Annotated in this window: 22 protein-coding genes; 10 read left to right on the top strand and 12 right to left on the bottom strand. The window is 70.1% G+C overall.

Going from position 1 to position 24684, the window contains the following annotated elements; all coding sequences use genetic code 11:
* The first annotated feature begins 37 nt into the window (after positions 1 to 37).
* Genes ED92_RS36855 through cobC form a run of 4 tightly spaced genes read left to right on the top strand, consistent with a single transcriptional unit; the run spans position 38 to position 4953 of the window.
* Positions 38 to 1999 (top strand): putative cobaltochelatase, encoded by a 1962-nt coding sequence (locus tag ED92_RS36855; RefSeq protein WP_037346660.1) that lies wholly within the window; start codon positions 38 to 40, stop codon positions 1997 to 1999.
* A complete protein-coding gene (gene cobO, locus ED92_RS36860) occupies positions 1999 to 2613 on the top strand; it encodes a cob(I)yrinic acid a,c-diamide adenosyltransferase (protein ID WP_016332072.1) in 615 nt (204 codons plus the stop codon). The genes ED92_RS36855 and cobO overlap by 1 nt, the downstream gene beginning before the upstream one ends.
* On the top strand, positions 2607 to 3941 hold the full coding sequence (locus tag ED92_RS36865; RefSeq protein ID WP_037346661.1) for a cobyrinate a,c-diamide synthase: 1335 nt from the start codon (positions 2607 to 2609) through the stop codon (positions 3939 to 3941). The genes cobO and ED92_RS36865 overlap by 7 nt, the downstream gene beginning before the upstream one ends.
* A complete protein-coding gene (gene cobC, locus ED92_RS36870; RefSeq protein ID WP_037346662.1) occupies positions 3934 to 4953 on the top strand; it encodes an Rv2231c family pyridoxal phosphate-dependent protein CobC in 1020 nt (339 codons plus the stop codon). Before ED92_RS36865 ends, cobC begins: the two co-directional genes overlap by 8 nt.
* On the opposite strand, the gene ED92_RS36875 is transcribed toward cobC, so the two are convergent.
* The gene (locus ED92_RS36875; RefSeq protein ID WP_037346663.1) at positions 4934 to 5818 is read right to left on the bottom strand and encodes an NAD(P)-dependent oxidoreductase; all 885 of its coding nucleotides are present in this window, start codon (positions 5816 to 5818) and stop codon (positions 4934 to 4936) included. The two genes, cobC and ED92_RS36875, sit on opposite strands and share 20 nt — an antisense overlap.
* A 64-nt stretch (positions 5819 to 5882) precedes the next feature.
* Here ED92_RS36875 and ED92_RS36880 point away from each other — a divergent pair, with 64 nt between their 5' ends.
* Positions 5883 to 6269 carry a MerR family transcriptional regulator gene (locus ED92_RS36880; RefSeq protein WP_037346664.1) on the top strand — a complete coding sequence of 129 codons (387 nt, stop codon included), beginning with the start codon at positions 5883 to 5885 and terminating at the stop codon, positions 6267 to 6269.
* 82 nt (positions 6270 to 6351) lie between these two features.
* On the top strand, positions 6352 to 7047 hold the full coding sequence (locus tag ED92_RS36885; protein ID WP_235213470.1) for a hypothetical protein: 696 nt from the start codon (positions 6352 to 6354) through the stop codon (positions 7045 to 7047).
* Here the strand turns inward: ED92_RS36885 and ED92_RS36890 are convergent.
* The 3 genes from ED92_RS36890 to ED92_RS36900 are packed head-to-tail and all read right to left on the bottom strand — an operon-like array spanning position 6960 to position 9331.
* Positions 6960 to 7706, bottom strand: coding sequence for an adenosylcobinamide-GDP ribazoletransferase (locus ED92_RS36890; protein WP_152611102.1), 747 nt, complete (start codon positions 7704 to 7706; stop codon positions 6960 to 6962). The two genes, ED92_RS36885 and ED92_RS36890, sit on opposite strands and share 88 nt — an antisense overlap.
* Positions 7703 to 8716: a nicotinate-nucleotide--dimethylbenzimidazole phosphoribosyltransferase gene (gene cobT / locus ED92_RS36895; RefSeq protein WP_037346665.1), complete on the bottom strand. Its 1014-nt coding sequence runs from the start codon at positions 8714 to 8716 to the stop codon at positions 7703 to 7705. Before cobT ends, ED92_RS36890 begins: the two co-directional genes overlap by 4 nt.
* Before the next feature lie 9 nt (positions 8717 to 8725).
* On the bottom strand, positions 8726 to 9331 hold the full coding sequence (locus ED92_RS36900) for a bifunctional adenosylcobinamide kinase/adenosylcobinamide-phosphate guanylyltransferase (RefSeq protein WP_037346667.1): 606 nt from the start codon (positions 9329 to 9331) through the stop codon (positions 8726 to 8728).
* Between the two features lie 36 nt (positions 9332 to 9367).
* Between ED92_RS36900 and ED92_RS36905 the strand changes: the two genes are divergently transcribed.
* Together ED92_RS36905 and ED92_RS36910 are read left to right on the top strand one after the other, a co-directional pair.
* Positions 9368 to 10300, top strand: a complete 933-nt coding sequence (locus ED92_RS36905) for a cobalamin biosynthesis protein (protein ID WP_037346669.1) — start codon at positions 9368 to 9370, stop codon at positions 10298 to 10300.
* Positions 10297 to 11757 carry a cobyric acid synthase gene (locus ED92_RS36910; RefSeq protein WP_037346670.1) on the top strand — a complete coding sequence of 487 codons (1461 nt, stop codon included), beginning with the start codon at positions 10297 to 10299 and terminating at the stop codon, positions 11755 to 11757. Before ED92_RS36905 ends, ED92_RS36910 begins: the two co-directional genes overlap by 4 nt.
* A gap of 62 nt (positions 11758 to 11819) precedes the next feature.
* Here ED92_RS36910 and ED92_RS36915 read toward each other — a convergent pair whose 3' ends face one another.
* Positions 11820 to 12584, bottom strand: coding sequence for a CbtA family protein (locus tag ED92_RS36915; RefSeq protein ID WP_037346672.1), 765 nt, complete (start codon positions 12582 to 12584; stop codon positions 11820 to 11822).
* 15 nt (positions 12585 to 12599) lie between these two features.
* Entirely contained in the window at positions 12600 to 12806 is a 207-nt protein-coding gene (locus ED92_RS36920) for a CbtB-domain containing protein (RefSeq protein WP_034312940.1), read from the bottom strand.
* A gap of 202 nt (positions 12807 to 13008) precedes the next feature.
* On the opposite strand from ED92_RS36920, the gene ED92_RS36925 reads away from it, so the two are divergent.
* Positions 13009 to 13902: an ROK family protein gene (locus tag ED92_RS36925; protein ID WP_081976017.1), complete on the top strand. Its 894-nt coding sequence runs from the start codon at positions 13009 to 13011 to the stop codon at positions 13900 to 13902.
* Here the strand turns inward: ED92_RS36925 and ED92_RS36930 are convergent.
* From ED92_RS36930 to gltB, 4 genes are all read right to left on the bottom strand, one after another.
* Positions 13892 to 14677: a DeoR/GlpR family DNA-binding transcription regulator gene (locus tag ED92_RS36930; RefSeq protein ID WP_037346676.1), complete on the bottom strand. Its 786-nt coding sequence runs from the start codon at positions 14675 to 14677 to the stop codon at positions 13892 to 13894. The two genes, ED92_RS36925 and ED92_RS36930, sit on opposite strands and share 11 nt — an antisense overlap.
* Positions 14678 to 14805: 128 nt before the next feature.
* Positions 14806 to 16218 (bottom strand): Dyp-type peroxidase, encoded by a 1413-nt coding sequence (locus ED92_RS36935; RefSeq protein ID WP_037346677.1) that lies wholly within the window; start codon positions 16216 to 16218, stop codon positions 14806 to 14808.
* 318 nt (positions 16219 to 16536) lie between these two features.
* Positions 16537 to 17988 carry a glutamate synthase subunit beta gene (locus ED92_RS36940; protein ID WP_037346678.1) on the bottom strand — a complete coding sequence of 484 codons (1452 nt, stop codon included), beginning with the start codon at positions 17986 to 17988 and terminating at the stop codon, positions 16537 to 16539.
* Positions 17981 to 22519, bottom strand: a complete 4539-nt coding sequence (gene gltB / locus ED92_RS36945; RefSeq protein ID WP_037346680.1) for a glutamate synthase large subunit — start codon at positions 22517 to 22519, stop codon at positions 17981 to 17983. Before gltB ends, ED92_RS36940 begins: the two co-directional genes overlap by 8 nt.
* A gap of 551 nt (positions 22520 to 23070) precedes the next feature.
* On the opposite strand from gltB, the gene ED92_RS36950 reads away from it, so the two are divergent.
* Positions 23071 to 23706 (top strand): YigZ family protein, encoded by a 636-nt coding sequence (locus tag ED92_RS36950; RefSeq protein WP_037346681.1) that lies wholly within the window; start codon positions 23071 to 23073, stop codon positions 23704 to 23706.
* Here the strand turns inward: ED92_RS36950 and ED92_RS36955 are convergent.
* Together ED92_RS36955 and ED92_RS36960 are read right to left on the bottom strand one after the other, a co-directional pair.
* A complete protein-coding gene (locus tag ED92_RS36955; RefSeq protein WP_037346683.1) occupies positions 23703 to 24281 on the bottom strand; it encodes a GNAT family N-acetyltransferase in 579 nt (192 codons plus the stop codon). The genes ED92_RS36950 and ED92_RS36955 overlap by 4 nt on opposite strands.
* A gap of 41 nt (positions 24282 to 24322) precedes the next feature.
* A complete protein-coding gene (locus ED92_RS36960) occupies positions 24323 to 24592 on the bottom strand; it encodes a hypothetical protein (RefSeq protein ID WP_037346685.1) in 270 nt (89 codons plus the stop codon).
* Positions 24593 to 24684: the final 92 nt, after the last annotated feature.

The following is a 24684-nucleotide window of genomic DNA, read 5'->3' on the forward strand; positions in this document are numbered from 1 at the left end:
ATGATCGGCCGGAGGTCGTCGAGGATGAGGGAGAGCTGTGAAGCCGTACCCGTTCACCGCCGTTGTGGGGATGCCGGATCTGCGCCTGGCGCTGGTGCTTTCCTCCATCTCGCCCGCCGTCGGCGGGGTGCTCGTGCGCGGTGAGAAGGGCACGGCGAAGTCCACGATGGTGCGTGCGCTGGCCGGTCTGCTGCCGGGCGTCGACGTCGTGGAGGCGTGCCGGTTCTCCTGCGATCCCGTCGAGCCCGATCCGGCCTGCCCGGACGGCCCGCACGCGGAGGGCTCGCCCGCCCACCGTCGTCCCGCGCGGCTGGTGGAGCTGCCGGTCGGCGCGGCCGAAGACCGCGTGATCGGTTCGCTGAACCTGGAACGCGCGCTCGCCGACGGCGTCACCGATTTCCAGCCCGGCCTGCTCGCCGCCGCGCATCGCGGGCTGCTGTACGTGGACGAGGTCAACCTCCTGCACGATCACCTGGTCGACACGCTGCTCGACGCCGCCGCCATGGGCCGCGCGACCGTCGAACGCGAGGGTGTCTCGGTGTCGCACGCGGCCCGGTTCGTTCTGATCGGCACGATGAACCCCGAGGAAGGCGAGCTGCGGCCGCAGCTGCTGGACCGCTTCGGGCTCACCGTCGAGGTCGCGTCCAGCCGGGATCCCGAACTGCGGGTCGAGGTCGTCCGGCGGCGGCTCGCCTACGAGGCGGATCCCGACGGTTTCGCCGGCCAGTACGCCGCGGCCGACGCCGAACTCGCCGCGGACATCGAGGCGGCGCAACGACTTCTGCCGTCGGTCAAACTGCCGGACGATGCGTTGCGGCAGATCGCGGAGGTCTGCGCGTCGTTCGAGGTCGACGGGATGCGCGCGGATATCGTCACCGCGCGGACCGCGGTCGCGCACGCCGCTTGGGCGGGACGCACCGAGGTGACCACCGACGACGTCCGGGTCGCGGCCCGGCTCGCGCTGCCGCACCGTCGTCGCCGCAATCCCTTCGACGCGCCCGGGATCTCCGAGGAGCAGCTGGAGCAGGCGTTGCAGGACGCCGAACCCGAAGGCCCCGGTCCCGACGACGACGGTCCCGGTTCCGGTTCCGGTACCCCGCCCGAGGGCGGTGAGGCCCCGCCGCCCTCGGAAGGTGGCCAGGAGCCGTCAGGCGGCGGGAGTGGCGGCGACCAGAAGCCGGTCGGCGCCGGGGAAGCCTTCCGTGCCCGGCGTTTCGAGGTGAAGGGCACCGGTGAGGGTGCCGCCGGGCGGCGGTCGAGGGCGATCACCGACAACGGGCGGACCATCGGCGTCCAGCCCGCCGGGACCAAGGACGGGCATCCGCATCTGCTCGCGACCGTGCGCGCGGCCGCACCGCATCAGCGCTCCCGCGGCCGCAGCGGCGCGGGTCTCGTGGTGCGGCCCCAGGATCTGCGGTTCGCGCGGCGGGAAGGACGCGAGGGCAACCTCGTGCTGTTCTGTGTCGACGCGTCCGGTTCGATGGGCGCGCGCCAGCGGATGCGGGAGGTCAAGACCGCCGTGCTGTCGCTGCTGCTCGACGCGTACCAGCGCCGCGACAAGGTGGGCCTGGTGACTTTCCGCGCCTCGGGCGCCGAACTCGCGCTTCCGCCGACGATCAGCGTCGACGCCGCGGCGTCCCGTTTGGACGGTCTCGCGACCGGCGGCCGGACGCCGCTGGCCGAGGGACTTCTCGAAGCGGCAAGGGTTCTGCGGATCGAAGCGGTCCGTGATCCGTTGCGGCGTCCGCTGCTGGTCGTCGTCACCGACGGGCGTGCGACCAGCGGTGCCGACGCCGTCCAGCGCGCGCGGCAGGCGGCCGGGCTGCTGGCCGGGAACGTGACCTCGGTCGTGATGGACTGCGAGAGCGGCAAGATGCGCCTCGGGCTCGCCGCCGAACTGGCGGAACACCTTGGCGCGGAACACGTTCCGGTCACCGAGGTCGCCGCCGACACCCTCGCGGGCGCGGTCCGCAGCCGTATCTCCGGAAAGGCGGCGTAATGCCACAGGGCAAACCGGAAACGGTGCCGAACGACGGCCTCACCACCCGCCAGCGGCGCAACCGCCCGCTGCTCGCCGTGCACACCGGCGAGATGAAGGGCAAGTCCACGGCCGCGTTCGGGATGGCGCTGCGCGCGTGGAACCAGGGCTGGTCGATCGGCGTGTTCCAGTTCGTCAAGTCGGCGAAATGGCGTGTCGGCGAGGAAGCCGCGTTCCGCGCGCTGGGCAAGCTGCACGAGGACACCGGCCAAGGCGGCGCCGTCGAGTGGCACAAGATGGGCGAAGGCTGGAGCTGGGCGCGCAAATCCGGCTCCGAAGAGGACCACGCCGAGAACGCGCGTGAGGGCTGGGCCGAGATCAAACGCCGTCTCGCCGCCGAGACCCACGACTTCTACGTCCTCGACGAGTTCAGCTACCTGCTCAAATGGGGCTGGCTCGAAGTGGACGACGTCGTCTCGACGCTGACCGGACGCCCCGGCCACCAGCACGTGGTGATCACCGGCCGGTACGCGCCGCCGGAGCTGATCGAGGCGGCGGACCTGGTCACCGAGATGACGAAGGTGAAGCATCCGATGGACGCCGGGCAAAAGGGCCAGCGAGGCATCGAATGGTGAACCGCGTGGTCGTCGCCGCGCCCGGTTCCGGGCACGGCAAGACCACGATCGCCGCGGGCCTGATGGCGGCGTTGCGCGCGCGGGGGCTGAAGGTGTCCGGGCACAAGGTCGGGCCCGACTTCATCGACCCGAGCTACCACGCGCTGGCGACCGGGCGGCCGCCGCGCAACCTCGACCCGTTCCTCCAGGGCGAGGACCGGCTGATCCCGTTGCTGCGGCACGGTTCCGCCGGTGCCGACATCGCGGTCATCGAAGGCGTGATGGGCCTGTTCGACGGCGCGCTCGGCACCGAGGGGTTCGCCTCGACCGCGCACGTCGCCCGGTTGCTGGACGCGCCGGTGGTGCTCGTCGTGGACGCGTCGGCCGCGTCGCGCAGTGTCGCCGCGACCGTGCTCGGGTTCGCGCAGTACGACACCCGCGTGCGGCTCGCCGGTGTCATCCTCAACAAGCTGGGCTCGCAGCGGCACGCGGACGAGATCGTCACCGCGCTGGAGGCGACCGGCGTCCCGCTGCTGGGAACGTTGTACCGCAACGAAGAGATCCACGCGCCCAGCCGTCATCTCGGCCTGGTCCCGGCGGCGGAACGGGCGAGCGAGTCCGAACGTCTGCTGCCGGAGTTGGCCGCGTGGATCAGCGAAGGCGTGGACCTCGGCGCCGTCGTGCAGGTGGCGCGCTCGGCTTCCCGCCTTTCGGGGGAGCCCTGGCGACCGCCGTTCGCGGTCGAGGGGCGACGTTCGGTGGTCGCCGCGGCGGCCGGTCCGGCGTTCACCTTCCGCTACACCGAGGCCGTCGAGCTGCTCGCCGCCGCCGGTGTCGACGTCGTCGATGTCGATCCCTTGCAGGACAAGGAACTCCCCGAAGGCTGCGCCGGGCTGTACTTCGGCGGCGGCTTCCCCGAGGTGCACGCCGAAGAGCTTTCGGCGAACCTCCCGCTGCGGACCGCGATCGCCCGCGCCGTCGGCGACGGAATGCCCGTCGTCGCGGAATGCGCGGGGCTGCTGTACCTGTGCCAGGACATCGACGGGACGCCGATGACCGGCGTCCTCGACGCGTCGGCCACCATGACGAAACGCGGAAAGCTGGGATACCGCAAGGCTTTCTCGCCCGCGGACAGTGTGCTCGCGGTCGCCGGGCAACGCGTCACCGGGCACGAATTCCACCGCACGATCATCGAACCCGGGAGCGGCCCGACCCCGGCCTGGGGCTGGGACCGCACTCCGGACGGTTTCGCGTCGGCGTCCCTGCACGCGTCGTATCTGCACGTCCACTGGGCGGGCTACCCGGAACTCGCCGAGCGGTTCGCCGCCGCGGTGCACGCCCATGGCTGACTACGACCTCTGGCATCACGGCGACCGCGAGGTCGGCGAGGGTCTCGTCGACCTCGCGGTCAACGTCCGCCTGCCGGCGCCGCCCGCCTGGCTGCGCGCCGAACTGGCGGCGGCACTGGACGATCTGGCCGCTTATCCGGACGTCACCGCCGCCACGGCCGCGGTCGCCGCCCGGCACTCGCTGCCCGAGTCCCGGGTCCTGGTGACCTCCGGCGCGGCCGAGGCGTTCACGTTGCTGGCGACGGCGTTGCGGCCGTCGTGCGCGGTGGTCGTGCACCCGCAGTTCACCGAACCCGAAGCCGCCCTGCGCGCGGCCGGCCATGCCGTGCACCGGGTGGTGCTGTCGCCCGACGACGGTTTCCGGCTGGGCGAAGTCCCGGAGGAAGCCGATCTGGTCTTCGTCGGGAACCCCACGAACCCGACTTCCGTCCTGCATCCGGCCGCGGACCTGCTCGCGCTGGGCCGCCCGGACCGGCTGGTCGTCGTCGACGAAGCCTTCCTCGACGCCGTCCCCGGCGAGACCGAAAGCGTTGCGGGACAACCGGGTTTCGTCGTCCTCCGCAGCCTGACGAAGACGTGGGGGATCGCCGGGCTGCGTGCCGGGTACGTCCTGGCTGATGAGTCCATTGTGGACCGTTTGCGCGCGGTCCAGCCGCCGTGGTCGGTGTCGTCGCTGGCCGCCGTCGCCGTGGTGGCGTGCTGCCGTCCGGCGGCGTTGGAGGAAGCCGAGAAACTGGCCGTGGCGGCGGAAGCGGACCGGGAGTACCTGGTTTCGGGCTTGACCGCTTTGGGTGTCGAAGTGCTGGGGGAGCCCCGGGGGCCTTTCGTGCTCGTGCGGCTGCCGGGTGCCGACGGCGTTCGGGAACGGTTGCGGGAGAACGGCTTCGCCGTCCGGCGTGGGGACACCTTCCCGGGGCTGGACGGGCGGTACCTGCGGATGGCGGTGCGGGACCGGGAGACGGCGGACCGCTTCCTGGCGGCGCTCGCGGCGGTCAGGCGGCTCCCCGCTTGAGGATCTCGATCACCGAGGAGTAGCCGCTCTTGCCGAACCCCGCGGCGACCGCCCGGTCCAGCAGTTCCTTGTTCCCGGCCGGGATGCCGGCGTCGACTCGCTGCTCGTCGCTGGTGCCGATGATGTGCTTCAGCGTCGTGACGTTCATTTCCAGGGAAGCGAGCTCGCCGGGATACTCACCCTTGTCGATGGTGGGCGCCTCGGCCTTGATGATCCCGCCGATCACCGAGGGCAGGAACCAGTCCACCGCGATCTCCGTGAACTCGGCCGCCCCGACCCCGGCACTGCCGACCAGCGCGGCGGCGTGCAGGAATCCGTTCAGGGACGAGTACATCATGCTCAGCAACGCGGTGTTGTACAGCACGGCGAGGCCCGGGTCCGTGCCGAGATGGGTCGGATCGCCCAGATCGGCCAGGGTCTCCTTGTGCGTCTCGAAAACCTCGGTGGGGCCGCTGTAGAGGAAGAGCGAGCCGGGGTGCCCGACCAGGGGCGGAGGAACCATGATCGCGCCGTCGAGATAGCCGATTCCGTGTTCTTCCGCCCACTGGGCGGCCTCGCGTGCCTCCCTCGGCGTGCCGGAATTCAGGTTCACCACCACGCGGCCGCGCAAGGCTTCCCGCGCGGGGCCGAGCGCGGAGTAAAGCGCGTCATAGTCGGCGAGACAGACCACGAGCAGACGGCTCGCGGACACCGCGTCCACGATGTCGTCCGCCTGCCGCGCGCCTTTCGCCACCAAGGGGGCGGCCTTGCCGGGGGAACGGTTCCACACGGTCACGTCGTGGCCGCGGTCGAGCAGGGCGGCGGCGAGCGCGGCACCCATCGGGCCGAGTCCGGCGACGGCCACCGGGAGGTTCTGATCGGTCATGGGGCAAGGCTAAAGTCTCTCATCGATGTGAGAGTCAACTCCTGATCGTGTAATGGTTGTTCTCATGCGGATCGGTGAGCTGGTGCGGCGGACGGGCGTGCGGGAACGGTTGCTCCGCTATTACGAGGAACAGGGCCTTCTGCATCCGGTGCGAAGGCCGAGTGGTTACCGCGAATATTCGGAAGCGGATGTCGCGCGGGTGCGCAACATCCGCACCCTGCTGTCCGCGGGGCTGGGCACCGCGACCATCGCCGGGGTGCTGCCGTGCATGGTCGATCTGGGGAACGGCCTGGCGCCCGCCTGCGTCGATCTGCTGCCCGAGTTGTACCGGGAGCGGGACCGGATCACCACGGCGATCGACGAGATGACGGCGACGCGGAAGGTGCTGGACGGCATCATCGCCGCGACCATCCCGCACGCCGACGAAGTCGCCGACGCCTTGGGCTCGTGAGTGGTAAGTGTCGTTAGAACGCGACTTACCACTCACGACCAACTCGGCCAAAGCGCACGGCGGCTTCTGGTTGGATAGGCGAGTGAACTTCGCGATCGGCGTCTTCGATCTCTTCGCCTACACCATCCCCGGCGCGCTGTACGTCGCGTTCTTCGGTTACCTCGGGGCGAAGCTCCACATCCTGACGGCGGCGAGCATCGGCGGCGTGCCGACCGTGGTGCTGGTCGTCGTGATCGTGGTCCTGAGTTTCCTGTTGGGCTATTTGGCCTATCCGCTCGGGGAAGCGCTGGAGCGGATCGTGCCGCGCAGGCGGGACCGGGACGCCGCCGTGGAGTTCGTGCGCCGGATGCCCGCGGCCAAGGACCGCGCGTTCCTGAAGGAGAGCCCGCATCTCCTGCTGTGCGCGCTGCAACTGCACGACAAGGAGGTCGCGGCCGACGTCACGCGGCTGCGCGCGTCCGGGCTGATGGTGCGCAACTGCGCGCCGCCGTTGCTGCTCGGTGCCGTCGCCGCGATCGTCGACATCTTCGCGGGCAAACATCCGTTCATCGCCGCCGTGATCGCGGCGCTGCTGCTGTTCTCGTCGGTCACTTTGGTTTCCCAGGGCCGCAAACTCGGCTTGTGGGCCGGGATGAAGACCTTCGAGTTGTGCTTCTGGCTGCCGGAGATCGACGAGAAACTGACGGTTCCTCAGAACGACGAAGCCAGCAAGATCCCCGCGACGGAGACCTCGACGCAACCCCCGAGCACGTCCCCGGTGACCCCGCCCAGCCGCTGAACGCACCGCGCCAGCAGCGCGGACGCGGCCAGATATCCCAGCGCCACCGCGGCGAGCCCTTGCCACCACGGCAACGCCAGCGCCGCCGCGCCCGCCAGTACGGCGAAGACCGCGGCCGCCGCCCACACCGGCACCGAACCGGCGACGGTCGCGCCCAGCCCTTCCGGCCGCGCCGACGGGACACCACGCGCGCAGCACAGCGAGAGGACGCCGCGTCCGGCGACGACCGCGACGGCGGCCGCCGCGATCCCGTGCCCGGCCGAGATCGCCCCGGCCAGCGCGCCGACCTGGACGAGCAGCACCAGCACCAGGGTCGCGATCCCGGTCGGCCCGGAATCCCCGCGCCGCATGACCTCCAGCGCCCGAGCACGGTCGTAGGAAGCGCCGAGACCGTCGGCCGTGTCGGCGAGCCCGTCCAGATGGAGCCCGCGGCTGCCGAGTGCCACCGCGCCCAGCGCGAGCGCCGCCGACGCGAACGCGGGCAGACCGATCAACCCACCCAGGAAGACGATCAGCGAAGCGACGGCCGCGAGCGGCACGACGGCCAGCGGGCCGAGCACCATCGCCCCGCCCGCCACCCGCCGGTCGATCACTCCCGGCGCCGGCACCCGGACGGTGGTCAGGGTGCCGACGGCCATTTTCAGCGCGTCGGCGATCAAGCCAGATCCGCCAGCAGACCCATGTCCGCGAGGATCGCCCGGGCCGCCCTCAGCACCGGTACCGCCTGCACGGCGCCGCTGCCCTCGCCGAGCCGCAGCCCGAGGTCGAGGATCGGCTCCAGGTGGAGCGCCTTCAACGCGTACGCCTGCGACGGCTCGGTCGAGCGATGCCCGGCCAGCCACCACCGCTCGGCACCCGGCGCGATCTCGCGGGCGACGAGCGCCGCGGCGCCGGAGAACACGCCGTCGAGCAGCACCGGCACCCCGCGGACCGCAGCCTGCACGAGGAAGCCCGCCGTCGCGGCGAGACAGGCGCTGCCGAGCGAAGTCAGCAAGGTGAAGGGGTCTTTCACCGCACCGGCCCTGATCAACGCGGCCTCGACGACCGCGAGTTTCCGCGCGCGCCCGGCCTCGTCGATCCCGGTGCCCGTGCCGACGACGTCTTCCGGGAAAAGACCGAGCAGCGAGGCGACCACGGCCGCGCAGACCGTAGTGTTCCCGATCCCCATGTCACCGGGGACGAGCAGATCCGCGCCGCCGTCGATCTCCTCGTCCGCGATCGCCAGCCCGTGCTCGAACGCCGTCCGCGCCTCGCCCTCGGCGAGCGCGTCCTCGACGTCGATCGCGCCGGAACCCCGCCGGACCTTGTGCGCGGTGACCTCGGCGGGCACGTCCGCGCTGTCCCAGTCCACCGCGATGTCCAGCACCCGCACCTTCGCCCCGGCGAGCCCGGCCAGCACGCTGACCCCGCTCTTCCCGGCGAGGAACACTCGGACCATCGCCGCGGTGACCTCACGCGGATAAGCCGACATCCCGGAAACCCCGTGGTCCCCGGCGAAGACCACCACGCGGACGTCGTCGAGCGGCCGCGGCGGGACGACACCGTGCGCCGCGCTGAGCCACGCGGCCAGGTCTTCGAGCCGTCCGAGTGAACCGAGCGGTTTGACCAGTCCGTCCAGTCTGGCGCGCGCGGCGGTCGCGGCGGCGGCGTCCGGGGTGGCGATACGCATAGGGACTCCCTAAGGCAGGTCGAGCATCCGTCCGGCGACGACCAGCACGGTCCGGTCGGACACGGCGGACACCCGGTTGTTCAACGCGCCCAGCACATCACGGAACACGCGTCCGGACACCGTCGCGGGCACCACACCGCTGCCGACCTCGTTGCTGACCGCGATCACCGGCACGTCGGCCTGCGCCCACGCCGCCAGGAAATCCTCCAGCCGGTCGTCGAGCCGCCGCTCCCAGCCCTTGCGCTGGTCCCAGGCGCCGACCTCGTCGAGCACCCGGCTGATCCACGTGCCGAGGCAGTCGATGAGCAGCGGATGCGTCGCCGTGCGCAGCACCGTGGCCAGGTCGGTGGTCTCGACGGTCTTCCAGTGGCTCGGCCGCCGCGCGCGGTGCGCGGCCACCCGGGCGGCCCATTCGGGATCTTCGGCGCTCGGCGGCAGCCCGGGCGCGACGTAGGTGAGGTGCGGGTGGCGGGACGCGAGCCGCTCGGCGTGGTGTGACTTCCCAGAGCGGACGCCGCCCAGTATCAGCACCTTGCCGTCGTCGCGCGAATAGCGGCGAAGTGCCCGCGCGAGAGTCTCCAGAACCCTCGCGAGGCGATGCGTCAGCTTGGTCATACCCCGCATTCTCGTGCACGCGCTACCGTTCGCCACGTGCCACTCCGACAAGCCGCCACCGCAGCCGGACTCGTGACCGGTTACGTCGCCGACGCCGTGTTCGGAGATCCACGGAAGAGGCATCCGGTCGCGGGCTTCGGCCGCGCCGCGCAAGCCCTCGAACAGCGGGTTTACGCCGATTCGAAGGTACGGGGCGCCGCGTACACCGCGCTCTGTGCGGGCACCGTCACCGGTTTGGGGGTCGCGGCCCAGTTCTTGACGCGGAAGCGTCCCTTCGCGAGGTTCGCGCTCACCGCGGCGTCCACTTGGGTGGTTCTCGGCGGCAAGGGGCTCGCGGACGAGGGCACGCGCATGGCTCATCTGCTCGACGACGGCGACCTGCCCGGTGCCCGGCGGCGGCTTTCGCATCTGTGCGCCCGCGACGCCACCGGCCTCGACACCGAACAGCTGGCGCGCGCGACCACCGAGTCCATCGCCGAGAACACCTCCGACGCGGTCGTCGCGCCGCTGCTGTGGGGCGCGGTCGCCGGGATCCCCGGTCTGCTGGGTTACCGCGCGCTCAACACGCTCGACGCGATGGTCGGCTACCGATCGCCGAAATACGCCAACTTCGGCTGGGCGTCGGCGCGGACGGACGATCTGGCGAATCTGGTGCCGTCCCGGGTCGGCGCGGCGCTCACCGTGGCGTCGGCGCCGCTGGCGGGCGGCTTCGCCAGGCCAGCGTTCCGGATCTGGCGCCGCGACGGGAAACACCATCCGAGTCCCAACGCGGGCCAGGTCGAGGCCGCCTTCGCCGGCGCGCTCGGGATCAAACTGGGCGGGACGAACAGCTACGGCGGCCGCACCGAACGCCGCGGCGTCCTCGGCGACGGCCGCGAACCGGAGCCGGTGGACGTGCGCCGCGCGGTCCGACTGTCGAGGGCGGTCGGGCTCGCCGCGCTCGCCGTCGCGGTGGCGGTCGCGCGATGAGCGGCCTGCTCGTCGCGGGGACGACGTCGGACGCGGGCAAGAGCCTGGTCACCGCCGCGTTGTGCCGCTGGCTCGCGCGCCGGGGTGTGCGGGTTGCGCCGTTCAAGTCCCAGAACATGTCGAACAACTCGATGGTGTGCGCCGACGGCGCCGAGATCGGCCGTGCGCAATGGCTGCAGGCACGGGCGGCCCGCGTCGAACCCGAAGCCGCGATGAACCCGGTGCTGCTGAAACCCGGGAGCGATCGGCGCAGCCATGTCGTCGCGCTCGGGAAACCGTTCGGCACGCTGGAAGCGGGGGAGTACGCGACGGGCCGGGCCGGGCTCGCCGAGATCGCCTTCGACACGTTCTCTTCGCTGCGAAAGCGTTTCGACGTCGTGCTGTGCGAAGGCGCGGGAAGCCCGGCCGAGATCAACCTGCGCGAAGGCGACTACGTCAACATGGGGCTGGCTCGGCGCTTCGGCCTGCCTGTGGTCGTCGTCGGCGACATCGACCGCGGCGGGGTCATGGCCGCGATGTTCGGCACCCTCGCGCTGCTGTCCGCCGAGGACCAGGCGCTGGTTTCGGGCTGGCTGGTCAACAAGTTCCGCGGTGACGTGGGCCTGCTGCGGCCGGGTCTGGAGACGCTGGAAAAGCTCACCGGCCGCGAGGTGTTCGGTGTGCTGCCCTGGCTCGACCAGGTGTGGATCGACTCGGAGGACGCGCTGGCCGCCGCGGGCTGGGGCGCCTCCGGCGGGTCCCTGCGCGTCGCCGTGGTGCGTTTCCCGCGGGCCTCCAACGCGACCGACGTCGACGCGCTCGCCGCCGAGCCCGGCGTCTCGGTCGCACTGACCGCCGATCCGGACACGGTCCGGTCCGCCGACGTGGTGATCCTGCCGGGTTCCCGCGCGACCGTGGACGATCTGGCGTGGCTGCGGGCGCGTGGCCTGGCCGACGCCGTGCGCGCGCGGGCCGAGGCGGGGCGTCCGGTGCTGGGGATCTGCGGCGGCTATCAGATGCTGGCCGCCGAGATCGAGGACGACGTCGAATCCGGGGCGGGAACGGTCCCCGGTCTCGGTCTGCTGCCGACGCGGGTCTCGTTCAGCGCCGACAAGGTGCTGGCCAGGCTGACGGGTGCGTGGCGCGGTCGATCCGTGGAGGCGTACGAGATCCACCACGGCACCGTGACCGCCACCGGCCCCGCCGAGTCCTTTTTGGACGGCTACCGGCAGGGCGCGGTGTGGGGCACGATGTGGCACGGCGCGTTCGAGAACGACGGCTTCCGGCGCGCCTGGCTGGGCGAGGTGGCGGACTGGTCACCGGCCGCCGGGGCACCGGGGTTCGGCGCACTGCGGGAGAGCATGCTCGACAGGCTCGCGGACGCCGTCGAAGAGCACGTCGACACCGAGGCTCTGCTGCGCCTGATCGAGAACGGTGCCGACGGCTCTCTGCCTTTCGTGCCGCCCGGCGTCCCCTGACGCATTTCGTCCTCTGAATGCGGTCCTTGCACACGCAACTACCGCATTCAGAGGACGAAATGCTAGCTTGCCCGCACGGTGTCCTTACGCCCCAAAGCCTTCTCGGCCAACGCGCCGAAGGCCAGGCCGAGCGCGGTCCAGAGCACCACCTGGGTGCCGACCGACGCCAGCCGGAAGGACCACAGCGTGGAACCGGGGAACCCGTCGGGGACCTCGTCGATCGACGGCAGCAGCGCCGCCGCCACCGAGATCAGCACGACGTACCCGCCCGCGGCGAGCAGACCGCCGCGCCAGGCGCCGAGCTTGTCGGCCAGCTTCCGCCCGAACGCCGCGGCGAGGATGCCGACCAGCAGCGAAAGCGCGACGAAACCGAAGTACAGCGAAGTCCGGCTCCCGATCGTGCCCGCCTGACCCACCGCGGGCGGGTTCCCCGGGTACTTCAAGAACGGCACCAGGAACACGACCACGAAGCCGCCGCCGGCGAGCAGGGCCGCGGTCACCCGCGGTCGCAGCGTGCCGAGGCGGCCGTAGGTGAAGGCGAACGCGAGCGAGAACAGCCCACCGACGGCGACGCCGTACAGGCCGACGCCGGTCAGCAGCCCGACGGTGCTCTGCACACCGCGGGTGACGAGCTCTTCCTCCGCCGCTTCGGCGTCGGCCGGGGCGTGTTCGTGGGCACCGGGCGCGCTGTGCGAATGCGCGGCGGTGCCCTCGAGACCGATGGCGGTGTCGACCGAAGGCTCACCGAAGAAGTACGCGAAAAGGGTCGCCAGGACACCGGCGACCAGGCCCGCGAGCATGCCGCGGACCAGCAAGGTCCTCATCATGGAGCGCTTGCCGCCCTAGTGACAGGGGAAGGCCAGCAGGTGCCGGCCGTCGTGGACGAACTCGTGGACGTACGAATTCGCGAACACCGACACCGCGCCCTGCTCGGCGCTGACGAAGTACAGCGTGATCAACGAAAGGAGGATGACGAGCACCGCCCAGGGCAGGATCTCGCGGACGGGGATCCGGACGGGGACGGGTACTGCGGCTACCGCTTCGGACATGGCGGTGGGACCTCCTCGGGCTAGCGCGGCCTCTTCAGGGGTGTCACGACGGCTCCGGGTCTGGCTTCCCCGATCGCTCGGGGTCACAGTGGCGCGACCGCGCGGATTCTCACCGCGTTCCGGGTGCCGTCGTCTGGCCGACCGAGCGTAGGTCGCGGTGAAGCCTCCGGTCAATGTGACAATCGTGGGTATGACACCTGCGGTGGCGGCACTCGATGTCGGCGGCACGTCCATCAAGGCGGCCCTCTACGACGCGGACCTGAAAGACCTCGCCAGCCTGCGCGAGCCGACGGCGCGCGGGGCGGACGGCGAAGCGCTCGCCGATCAGGTCGCGCGGATCGTGGAAACGCTGGGCAAGCAGGCTGGGACCGGTACGCCGGACGCCGTCGGCGTGGTCATCCCCGGCATCGTCGACGAGGTCGAGCGGGTGGCCCGGTTCTCGGCGAACCTCGATTTCCGGAACGTCCCGTTCGGCGAGATGCTCGACAGCAGGCTCGGCCTGCCGTTCGCGTTCGGGCACGACGTCCGCGCCGGCGGGCTCGCGGAGTTCCGCGTCGGCGCGGGCGAGGGCTGCACCGACGCCGCGTTCATCCCGGTCGGCACCGGGATCGCGGCCGCGCTCCAGCTCGACGGGAAGCTGTACGCCGCGGGTGGGCAAGGCGGCGAAATCGGGCATATCGACGTCGGTCACCGGCTGCCGTGCGGTTGCGGCGCGACGGGATGCCTCGAAGCGATCTCCTCCGCGTCGGCCATCGCCCGCCGCTACAGCGAGCACACCGGGCGGCCTGCCGAAGGCGCCGAGCAGGTGGTCGACGCCGCCCGCCACGGTGACGAGGCCGCGATCTCCGTGGTCAACGACGCGCTCGAGGGGCTCGGCCACGGCATCAAGACCCTGGTGACCCTGCTCGCGCCCGAAGTCGTGGTCCTCGGCGGCGGTCTGTTCACCGCGGGCGATTACGTCCTCGAGCCGGTGCGGGCCTGGCTGGCGGCGAACCTGCAGTTCCAGCGGATGCCGGAACTGCGGATCGCGCGGCTCGGCGACGAGGCGGGCAGGCTCGGCGCGGCGCTGCTGGGGCTGGACCTGCTCAAGCCTTGACCACGCGCACGCCTTCCTCCTCGAAGGCGTGCACCCGCTCGGGATCGGCGCGGCCGTCGGTGACGAGCACGTCGACGTCGGCGGTCGCGCAGATCTTCGCGAAGGCGTGACCGCCGAGCTTCCCGCTGTCGGCGAGGACGACGACCTGCCGGGCGCGGGCCGCCATCAGCCGGTTCGTGCTCGCGTCGCCCTCGTGGTGCGCCTGCGCGCCGTGCACCGGGTCGAAGGCGTCCACGCCGAGGAACACCAGATCCAGTGAGATCTGGTCGAGGAACAGCTGGGACAGCGGCCCGGACAGGTCGAACGACTGCTGCCGCGCGACGCCGCCGGTCACCACGATCTTGATATTGGGCCGCACGGCGAGTTCGTGGGCGATGTTGAGCGCGTTCGTCACCACGGTGAGCGACGGCCCGCCGCTCGGCTCGCCCATATCCGGCCGGGTCGCGAGCGCGCGGCCGACCTCGGTGCTCGTGGTGCCGCCGTTGAGGCCGACCACCATGCCCGGATCGACCATCCTGGCCGCGGCGGCGGAAATCCGTTGCTGTTCCGGCGCGTTGCGCGCGGCCTTGTGCCGCAACGGAAGGTCGTAGGCGACGTTGCTCGCGACGGCGCCGCCGCGGGTGCGGACCACGAGATTGCGGCCCGCCAGATGATCGAGGTCCCGGCGAATGGTCGCGGGGGAGACACCGAGTTCGCCCGCCGAAACCTCGACGTCGACTTTTTCCCGCTCTCCCACCATGTCCAATAAGGCCGTCAGCCGTTCATGCCGATTCATCACCAGCTCCCTCCCCGAAGCCCGATGTCGCTTACCGCACCGGACAAAGTACTACGCGTCGCGATACGGACCGAGAGAAGGGAGAAAGCGGGCGCCGGCCACCCCCAGCGTGACCGGCGCCCGCCGGATCAGTTCTTCCCGCCGAGCCCGCGCAGGAAGGCGAGTGACGGCATGAAGAAGTAGTCACCACCCTTCAGTGTCACCGCCTGCGGGATGGGATCCGCGGTCACCGTGCGCGTGCCCGCCCATTCCGCGGTGTAGACGGATTCCGGGCGCGGGCCCTGGCCGATGACCGGATCGAGGCCCGGCGGTTTGACCCCGACCGGGGGGATCGGGAACCCGGGGTTGTTCGACCAGGTCGCCTGCGTGAACTCGAACTGGTTCCCCAGCACCGAATTGAACGCCATGAACAGCAGGCCGACCCCGCCGCTGGGCCGCGCGGACGGCGGCAGGTCGGCGTTCGGATCGTCGGCTCGTTCGCCGTACGGCACGCCCCGCCGTGCCATCAGGTGCAGACGTTCCTGCGGCGGTTGTTCCGCGCCGCCGCTGCCGCGCGGATTCGTCTTCCGGATATGCGCCTGGAACGGGCATTTGGCGCCGGCGATGTCGCTTCCGTAGTCGAAGTTGTTCGGTACCGGGCTTTCCGCGCCCTCTTCCCGTTGCGCGGTGACCGGCGTGCCGTCCTCGAACCGGCCGACGATCATCGCGCCCGCCCGTTCCCGGTCTTCGCCGACGAGCCCCAATTGATCCGCCAGTGCCTCTTCCGACTGCTTGAACCGCCGCACGTTCTGTTCCAATTTGCGGAAAACGAAGTAGCTGCCGAAATGCACTTCGGGATCGGGAGCCGCGTGATCCGGAACGAGCACCTGGTTCAGCGGGGCGCTCGGATCCCAGACGCTGATCCCGTCCGTTCCCGTCTTTTCCGCGTGGATGTCCTCGACCAGGAAGAGCGGCTGGCTTCGGCCGTCGACGTAGCCGAAATGCTCGATACCCTCACCGTTGGCGTTCACCCTGCCGAATCCGGTTTCCTCGGCGACGACGGAAACGGTCGACGGAATCAGTGCGAGAACCGCGTTCCGGCGCGCGGTCATCGGGGCGTCGGCGCCGTCGCCGATGACGACGACGGCGTGGATCTCGTCGTGGTATCCGCTGTCAAAGGTGGAGCGAGGCGGGTCGTTCAGCTTCTCCCGGGTCTCCTGCGTGCGCATGCCCAGACGGAAGGATTCGTCTTGTGGCGCCTCGATTTTCAGGAACCGGTAGCCTGCCGAGGTCAGCCCGGTGCCGACGTAGGGCGTCCCCTTCACCCCTTCGGTTTTGAAGCGCTCGACCTCGGTCAGGTGGGTCTTCGCGGACTTCATCAGCGGGACGAGCGACGCGAGGAACTTCATCGCGCTCGGGGCCTCCGAAAAACGGAGGAAAAGTGCGGAAAAATGGTCTCTGGCGTGCGCTTTCAGGATGTTCGGCTGTAGTTCTTCGAGCATTTTCGCGGCATCGCCGGTGGCGGTCTTCCATTCCAAGGGCACGGTCAGATCGACGGACATATCAAGGAACCCCCTCCTTGGGATCCCGTCCGGCGGCCCCGGCAGGTCTTGCCGGTCCCCGCCGCCGCACGGGATTTACCCCCTTGATACAACCGATACCGAAACCTTGCTGTCATCACCCGCAAGTACACTCTTCCGGCGGTTCTTTCACTCGAAAGAACCAATGCGCCGATTACGCCCCGCGTTTAGTCCTCTGCTTGCGGTGGTTGCCCGCGCAACTACCGCATCCAGAGGACTAAACGCGACGGGGGCAACACGCGTGAAGGCCCCCTTCCCTCCGCTGAGCCGAGGGAAGGGGGCCTTCACGCGCAAAACGGCCTAGGTGAGCGGCCGGTCGGTCGGAGCGATCGGCGCGGGCAGCACGTCCCGGCCGGTGAGGAACGCGTCCACCCCAGCCGCGGCGGACCGGCCTTCGGCGATCGCCCACACGATGAGCGACTGGCCGCGGCCCATGTCGCCCGCCACGAACACGTTGTCGACACTGGTCTTGAACGCCTTGTCGCGGGCGACGTTGCCGCGCTGGTCCAGCTCGACGTCGAGCGACTCCAGCAGGCCTTCCCGCTCCGGGCCGACGAAGCCCATCGCCAGCAGCACCAGCTGCGCGGGCAGTTCGCGTTCCGTGCCGGGCACCGGGACGAACTTGCCGCCCTCGTTGCGCACCTCGACCAGCTTCAGCGCCCGCACCCGGCCGTCGGCGTCCGCGACGAACTCCTGGGTGTTGACCGAGTACAGCCGCTCGCCGCCCTCCTCGTGCGCGGACGAGACGCGGTAGATCATCGGGTACGTCGGCCACGGGTGCGCGTCGGACCGCGAAAGCGGCGGCTTCGGCATGATCTCCAGCTGCGTCACCGATTTCGCGCCTTGGCGGTGCGAGGTCCCGACGCAGTCCGCGCCGGTGTCACCGCCGCCGATGACCACGACGTCGAGGCCTTCGGCGCTGATCGGCGAGACGTCCAGTTCCCCGGCGGCGACGCGGTTGGCGTGCGGCAGGAACTCCATCGCCTGGTGGATACCGGCGTGCTCGCGGCCGGGGATCGGCAGATCCCGCCACGCGGTCGCGCCGCCGGCGAGGACCACGGCGTCGTAGGACGACTTCAGCTCCTCGACGGTGAGGTCGACGCCGACGTTCACCGAGGTCCGGAATTCCGTGCCCTCGGCGCGCATCTGGTCCAGACGGCGGTCGAGCCGGTGCTTCTCCATCTTGAATTCGGGGATGCCGTAGCGCAGCAGCCCGCCGATCTTGTCGGCTCGCTCGAAGACCACGACACTGTGGCCCGCGCGCGTGAGCTGCTGCGCCGCGGCGAGTCCCGACGGGCCGGATCCGACCACGGCCACCTTCTTGCCGGTGAGCGCCACCGGCTTCTGCGGCGTGACCCAGCCTTCTTCGAAGGCCCGGTCGATGATCGAGATCTCGACCCGCTTGATGGTGACGGGATCGTCGTTGATCCCGAGCACACACGCCGTCTCGCACGGCGCCGGGCAGAGGGTCCCGGTGAACTCCGGGAAATTGTTGGTCGCGTGCAGCCGCTCGGCCGCGTCGCGCCAATCGTCGCGCCAGGTCAGCGTGTTCCACTCGGGGATGAGGTTCCCGAGCGGGCAGCCCTGGTGACAGAACGGGATACCGCAGTCCATGCAGCGTCCGGCCTGCTTCTGCAGCTTCGACGTCGCGAAGTCCTCGTACACCTCGCGCCAGTCCATCAGGCGCAGGTCGACGGGACGGCTTTTGGGCGTCTCGCGAGTGGTGGTCAGAAAGCCCTTGGGGTCAGCCATGTGCGGCCTCCATGATCGCCTCGTTCACGTCACGCCCGTCACGCTCGGCCTTCGCCTGCGCCGCGAGCACGCGCTTGTAGTCCTTCGGCATGACCTTGCCGAACCGGTCGACGGCGGCGTCCCAGTCGGCGAGCAGCGCACGCGCGACGGCGGACTCCGTTTCGTCGTAATGCTTTTCGAGCGCCTCGCGCAGGAAGTCCACATCGGACGAATCCAGCGGGTCGATGTCGACCATCTCCGGGTTGATCCGGTGCGCGGGCAGGTCCAGCACGTAGGCGGTGCCGCCCGACATCCCGGCCGCGAAGTTGCGGCCGACACCGCCGAGCACGACGACCCGGCCACCGGTCATGTATTCGCAGCCGTGGTCGCCGACGCCTTCGACGACGGCCAGCGCACCCGAGTTGCGCACGCAGAACCGCTCGCCGACCTTGCCGCGGATGAAGATCTCGCCGCTGGTCGCGCCGTAGCCGATCACGTTGCCCGCGATGATGTGCTCTTCGGCGTTGTACCGCGCCACCTTCGGCGGCCGCACGATGAGCCGTCCGCCGGACAGGCCCTTGCCGACGTAGTCGTTGCCGTCGCCGTAGAGCCGCAGCGTGATGCCCTTGGGCACGAACGCGCCGAACGACTGACCGGCGGTACCGGTGAAGGTCACGTCGATCGTGTTGTCCGGCAGGCCTTCGCCGCCCCACCGCTTGGTGAGCTCGTGGCCGAGCATGGTGCCGACGGTCCGGTTCACGTTGCGCACCGGCAGTTCCAGCCGCACCTTGTCCCCGGACGACAGCGCGCCCTCGGCCAGCTGGATCAGCGTGTTGTCGAGCGCCTTCTCCAGCCCGTGGTCCTGGACGGTCTGCTGGTGGCGCAGTCCGGCCGGGGCCATGTCGGGCACGTGGAAGATCGGCGTCAGGTCGAGACCGGCGGCCTTCCAGTGGTCGATCGCCTTGCGCTTGTCGAGCATCTCCGCATGGCCGACGGCCTCGGCGATGGACCGGAAACCCAGCTCCGCCAGGTACTCCCGGACCTCCTGGGCGATGAACTCGAAGAAGTTCACCACGTACTCGGCCTTGCCGCTGAACTTCTCGCGCAGCTTCGGGTTCTGCGTGGCGACGCCGACCGGGCAGGTGTCGAGGTGACACACCCGCATCATGATGCAGCCGGACACCACCAGCGGCGCCGTCGCGAAACCGAACTCCTCGGCCCCGAGCAGCGCGGCGATGACGACGTCGCGGCCGGTCTTGAGCTGGCCGTCGGTCTGCACGACGATCCGGTCGCGCAACCGGTTGGCCAGCAACGTCTGCTGCGTCTCGGCGAGCCCGAGTTCCCACGGGCCGCCCGCGTGCTTGATCGACGACAGCGGCGAAGCGCCCGTGCCGCCGTCGTGGCCGGAGATCAGCACGACGTCCGCGTGCGCCTTGGAAACCCCGGCCGCGACCGTGCCGACGCCGACCTCGGACACGAGCTTCACGTGGATGCGCGCGGCCGGGTTGGCGTTCTTGAGGTCGTGGATCAGCTGCGCCAGATCCTCGATCGAGTAGATGTCGTGGTGCGGCGGCGGGGAGATGAGCCCGACCCCCGGCGTGGAGTGCCGCGTCTTCGCGATCCACGGGTACACCTTCGCGCCGGGCAGCTGGCCGCCCTCACCGGGCTTCGCGCCCTGCGCCATCTTGATCTGGATGTCGTCGGCGTTGACCAGGTACTCGCTCGTGACGCCGAACCGGCCGCTCGCGACCTGCTTGACCGCGCTGCGGCGCTCGGGGTCGTAGAGCCGTTCCGGATCCTCGCCGCCCTCACCGGTGTTCGACTTGCCGCCGAGCCGGTTCATCGCGATGGCCAGGGTTTCGTGCATCTCCGCCGAGATCGACCCGTAGGAGATCGCGCCGGTGGCGAACCGCTTGACGATCTCGGAGATCGGTTCGACCTCGTCGATCGGCACCGCCGGCCGCTGGCCGACCTTGAAGTCGAACAGCCCGCGCAGCGTGTACAGCTTCTGCGCCTGGTCGTCGACGGCCTTCGTGTACTCCTTGAAGACCTCGTACTTCCCGGCACGGGTGGAGTGCTGCAGCTTGAACACCGTCTGCGGGTTGAACAGATGCGGCTCGCCCTCGCGGCGCCACTGGTAGTCCGCGCCGGTCTCCAGCTCGCGGTGGTTCGCGCGGAACCCGTCGCGCGGGAACGCGCGGCGGTGCCGTTCGGCGACCTCCAGGGCGAGCGTGTCGAAGCCGACGCCGCCGAGCCGGGAAGTGGTGCCGGTGAAGCAGTTCTGGATGACCTCTTCGCCGAGCCCGACCGCTTCGAAGATCTGCGCGCCGGTGTAGGAGGCCACTGTGGACACACCCATCTTCGACATCGTCTTGCGGACGCCCTTGCCCAGCGCCTTGATCAGGTTCGCGGTCGCCTGCTTGGCGGTGGCACCGGCGATCAGGCCCTGCTCGGCCATCTCCTCGACGGTCGCCATCGCCAGGTACGGGTTCACCGCCGCGACGCCGTAGCCGATCAGCAGCGCGATGTGGTGCACCTCGCGCGCGTCGCCCGCCTCGACGATGAGGCCGACCTGCGTGCGGGTCTTCTCGCGCACCAGGTGGTGGTGCACCGCACCGGTGAGCAGCAGCGACGGGATGGCCGCGTGGTCCTCGTCGATCCCGCGGTCGGACAGCACGATCAGCCGCGCGCCCTCGGCGATGGCCGCCGACACCTCGGCGCGGATCTCGTCGAGCCGCCGCACGAGCGCCTCGCCGCCGCCGTGGACGTCGTAGGTGCCCTGCACGGTGACCGCCTGGAACTCCGGCAGGTCGCCGTCGTCGTTGACGTGCACCAGCTTCGCGAACTCGTCGTTGTCCAGCACCGGGAACGGCAGCACGATCCGGCGGCACGACTTGGCGTCTGCCTGCAGCAGGTTCGGCTCCGCGCCCAGCTGGGTGCCCAGCGAGGTGACCAGTTCCTCGCGGATCGCGTCCAGCGGCGGGTTGGTCACCTGGGCGAAGAGCTGGATGAAGTAGTCGAAGAGCAGCCGCGGGCGGCTGGACAGCGAGGCGATGGGGGAGTCGTTGCCCATCGAGCCGATCGGCTCCGCGCCGGTGCGGGCCATCGGCTCGAGCAGGACGTCGAGCTCCTCCTCGGTGTAGCCGAACGCCTGCTGACGGCGCACGAGCGCGGCGTGCGGCGGGATCTCGCGCTCCCGCGCGGGAAGCCCGTCGAGCGGGAGCAGGCCGTCCTCGACCCATTCGTCGTACGGGTGCTCGGTGGCGAGCTCGTTCTTGATCTCCTCGTCCTCGACGATCCGGCCGGCGGCCGTGTCCACGAGGAACATGCGGCCCGGCTCCAACCGTCCTTTCCGGACGATGGTGGACTGGTCCAGCTCCAGCACGCCGACCTCGCTGGCGAGGACGACGAGGCCGTCTTCGGTGACCCAGTACCGGGCGGGGCGCAGGCCGTTGCGGTCGAGGACCGCGCCGATCTGAGTGCCGTCGGTGAAGGAGACCAGCGCGGGGCCGTCCCACGGCTCCATCAGCGTCGAGTGGAACTCGTAGAACGCACGGCGCGCGGGGTCCATCTCCTGATGGTTCTCCCAGGCCTCCGGGATCATCATCAGCACCGCGTGGGGCAGCGAACGGCCGCCGAGGTGGAGCAGCTCCAGCACCTCGTCGAAGGACGCCGAGTCGCTCGCGCCACGGGTGATGATCGGGTAGATCCGCTTGAGGTCACCGGGGATCAGGTCGGATTCGAGGAGCGCCTCACGCGCGTCCATCCAGTTCCGGTTGCCGCGCAACGTGTTGATCTCGCCGTTGTGGGCGACGTACCGGTACGGGTGCGCCAGCGGCCACGACGGGAAGGTGTTGGTGGAGAAGCGGGAGTGCACCAGGCCGATGGCGCTGGTGACGCGCTCGTCGGTGAGGTCGGCGAAGAACTTCTCGACCTGCGGCTCGGTGAGCATTCCTTTGTAGACGATCGTGCGCGAGGACAGGCTGGGGAAGTAGACGTCGTCCTCGACGAGCTCGTGCTCGGCGCGTTTGCGCACGACGAAGGCGGCGCGCTCCAGCGCCAGGCGCTCCAGCGCGTCGTTCCCGGCGAGGAACAACTGGCTGAAATGCGGCATGGTCTCGGCCGCGCCGGTGCCGACGTGATCCGTGTCGACGGGAAGGTCACGCCAGCCGAGCACGCGCATGCCCTCTTCGGCGGCGACGCGCTCGATGGTCGTCATCGCCCGGCCGCGGGCCTTTTCGTCCTGCGGAAGGAAAGCGGTGCCGACGGCGTAGGCGCCGGCCGAGGGAAGGTCGAAGTCGACGACCTCGCGATAGAACTCGTCGGGGACCTGGATGAGGATCCCGGCGCCGTCGCCGGTCTCCGGGTCGGCGCCGCGGGCCCCGCGATGTTCCAGGTTCCGCAGCGCGATCAGCGCTTTGGCGACGATGCCGTGATCGCGTTTACCGGAGAGATCGGCGACGAACGCGACACCACAGGCGTCGTGTTCGAACTCCGGGTCGTACAGGCCTTCGGGGGCCTTGCTGCCCTTGTAGCTGGCATGGTGGGTCACGGCTGGCCGCCTCCCAAGGCGTCGGCGCGACCGGTAACACTCCGTTCGGGTGGTTCGGACGTGAACCAGTTAACGGAGTGGTCCGGGACCGCGATGGTCAGTCGAGAGGGAACGATCCCGCCCGCGGAAACGGGGGCAGGCCTCGTAGAGCCGCACTGCACTGGGCGGCCGATGCGCATATCGGTACTGCTGTGCACGTGGGTGCCGCCTGGCCGCTGTGGTGGGTGGCTGGCGGGTACACGTGTTACTCCCGGGTTCGCCGGTCTTATGACGATAGTGTGAAATCGCTGTTATCGACATACGTCGCTTGGTCGGGGTGGGAAATGCCACGCGGGCGTTGACTTCAAACATCATCTGCCCACGGGCTGGAATGACGTGTCCACTGAGTGGGGCATCAGCGCGTTGACCTGCGATTATCGCTGCCCGGCTCGTCCGAAAGTGTGACCTGGGTCGCGCGGAAGAGTGGGTTTCGCTCCTGCGGTGGTGACCTCGGGTGACCGGCGAATCGCCCGAACGGCAGAGCGACCTGCCCGGTTTGAGAGGCTTGGCCGATGGCGGATCGTTATCTCACCGTGGCGGGTACCGGGGTCCACGAGATCGAAATCCGGCGGTCGCGCTTCCTCTGCGCGCTCGCGCCGGTCGCCTCGGAGGAGGCCGCCCGTGAAGTGATCGCCGCCAGGAAGAAGGCCGATCCGGCGGCCCGGCACCACTGTCACGCGTTCGTGCTGGGCGCCGACGGCAGGACTCAACGTTCGAGTGACGACGGCGAGCCCGCGGGCACGGCGGGCACCCCGATGCTCGAGGTGCTCCGCCGCCGCGAGCTGACCGACACGGTCGCCGTGGTGACCCGGTACTTCGGCGGGGTGCTGCTCGGCGCCGGTGGCTTGATCCGGGCGTACGGGCAGGCCGTTTCGGAGGCCGTCGACGTCATCGGGGTGCGGGAGTACCGGCGGCTGCGGCTGGTGGAGGTCGTCGTCGACTACGACCGGGCCGGCCGCCTGGAGAACGACATCCGCTCGTCTCCGTACCTACTGCACGCGACGCGCTTCGAGGACGTCGCGCATTTCGACGTCGGGCTCGCGCCGGACCAGGGTGAGACGTTCCACGCCTGGCTCGCCGACCTCACCGGCGGGGAGGCCCTGGCCGAGGAGATCGGCGAAACCTGGCTGCCCACCGGCCGCGTTTAGTCCTCTGAATGCGGTTCGGGCGCCGACCGCCACTCGTCCAGGGTGATGGCGTACTCGACCTCGCCCTCCTCCGTGCCGGGGATCGGGTGGTCGAAGTGCTGGTGGTAGGTCCGGACGTACCGCATCCCGATCTTTTCCATGACCCGCCGGGACCCCAGGTTCACCGCCATGGTCGCCGCCCAGATCCGCCGGGCGCCCAATTCGGTGAACCCCTTCTCCAGGAGCGCGAGCGAACCTTCGGTCGCGTATCCCTTGCCCCAGGCCGACCGGTTCAGCCGGTACCCCAGCTCGGGATCGTCCGTGTGGTGTCCCCGCAGCGGGCGGAAATGGAACCACCCCAGGAAATCCCCGCTCGCTTTCTCGATCGCCGCCCAGAACCCGTAACCGGGGAAACGCTCGTAGTAACCGAGAAAGGCGGGAAGGTCCAGCTTTTCGATCTCCGCCCGGTCGGCGGGTTCGCCCCCATTGAGGTACCGCATGACTTCGGGATCGTCGTAGAGCGCGAACAGGTCGTCGACGTCGGCACCGGTGAACTGCCGCAGCACGAGCCGCTCGGTCTCCAGAAAGACACGCATCACGAGATCGTGGCGCTCCCCGCGCGCACCCGCAAACGTTTTTAAGCGGCGGCCAGCGGCGGGAACGCGCCTTCCAGCGCCACCGCTCCGGCCTCGGTGAGCAGGGCGGGAACCCGCTCGCCCCAGCGGCCGCCCCGCGCGGGCATCACCAGGCCGAGGTGGGCGAGACGATGCGCGGTGTGCTGGTCGCAGCAGGCGAGACCGTCGACGAACAGGTCCGGCTCGCAGCTGCAGCTGATTTCGGCGTGGCCCTCGGCCACGGCTCTCAGGGTGGCCCGCTCACGATGGTTCAGGCCTGTCCGAACGTCCATGGCGCGCCTCCTTTCCGTTTCCGCTGTGAACAGTGAAACCCATACCCCCGACAGTTTCCGTCTCCTACGATGCGAAGTCTCGGATTTCGGGC

The sequence above is a fragment of the Amycolatopsis sp. MJM2582 genome (genome assembly GCF_000754115.1).
Classification (GTDB): Bacteria; Actinomycetota; Actinomycetes; order Mycobacteriales; family Pseudonocardiaceae; genus Amycolatopsis; species Amycolatopsis japonica.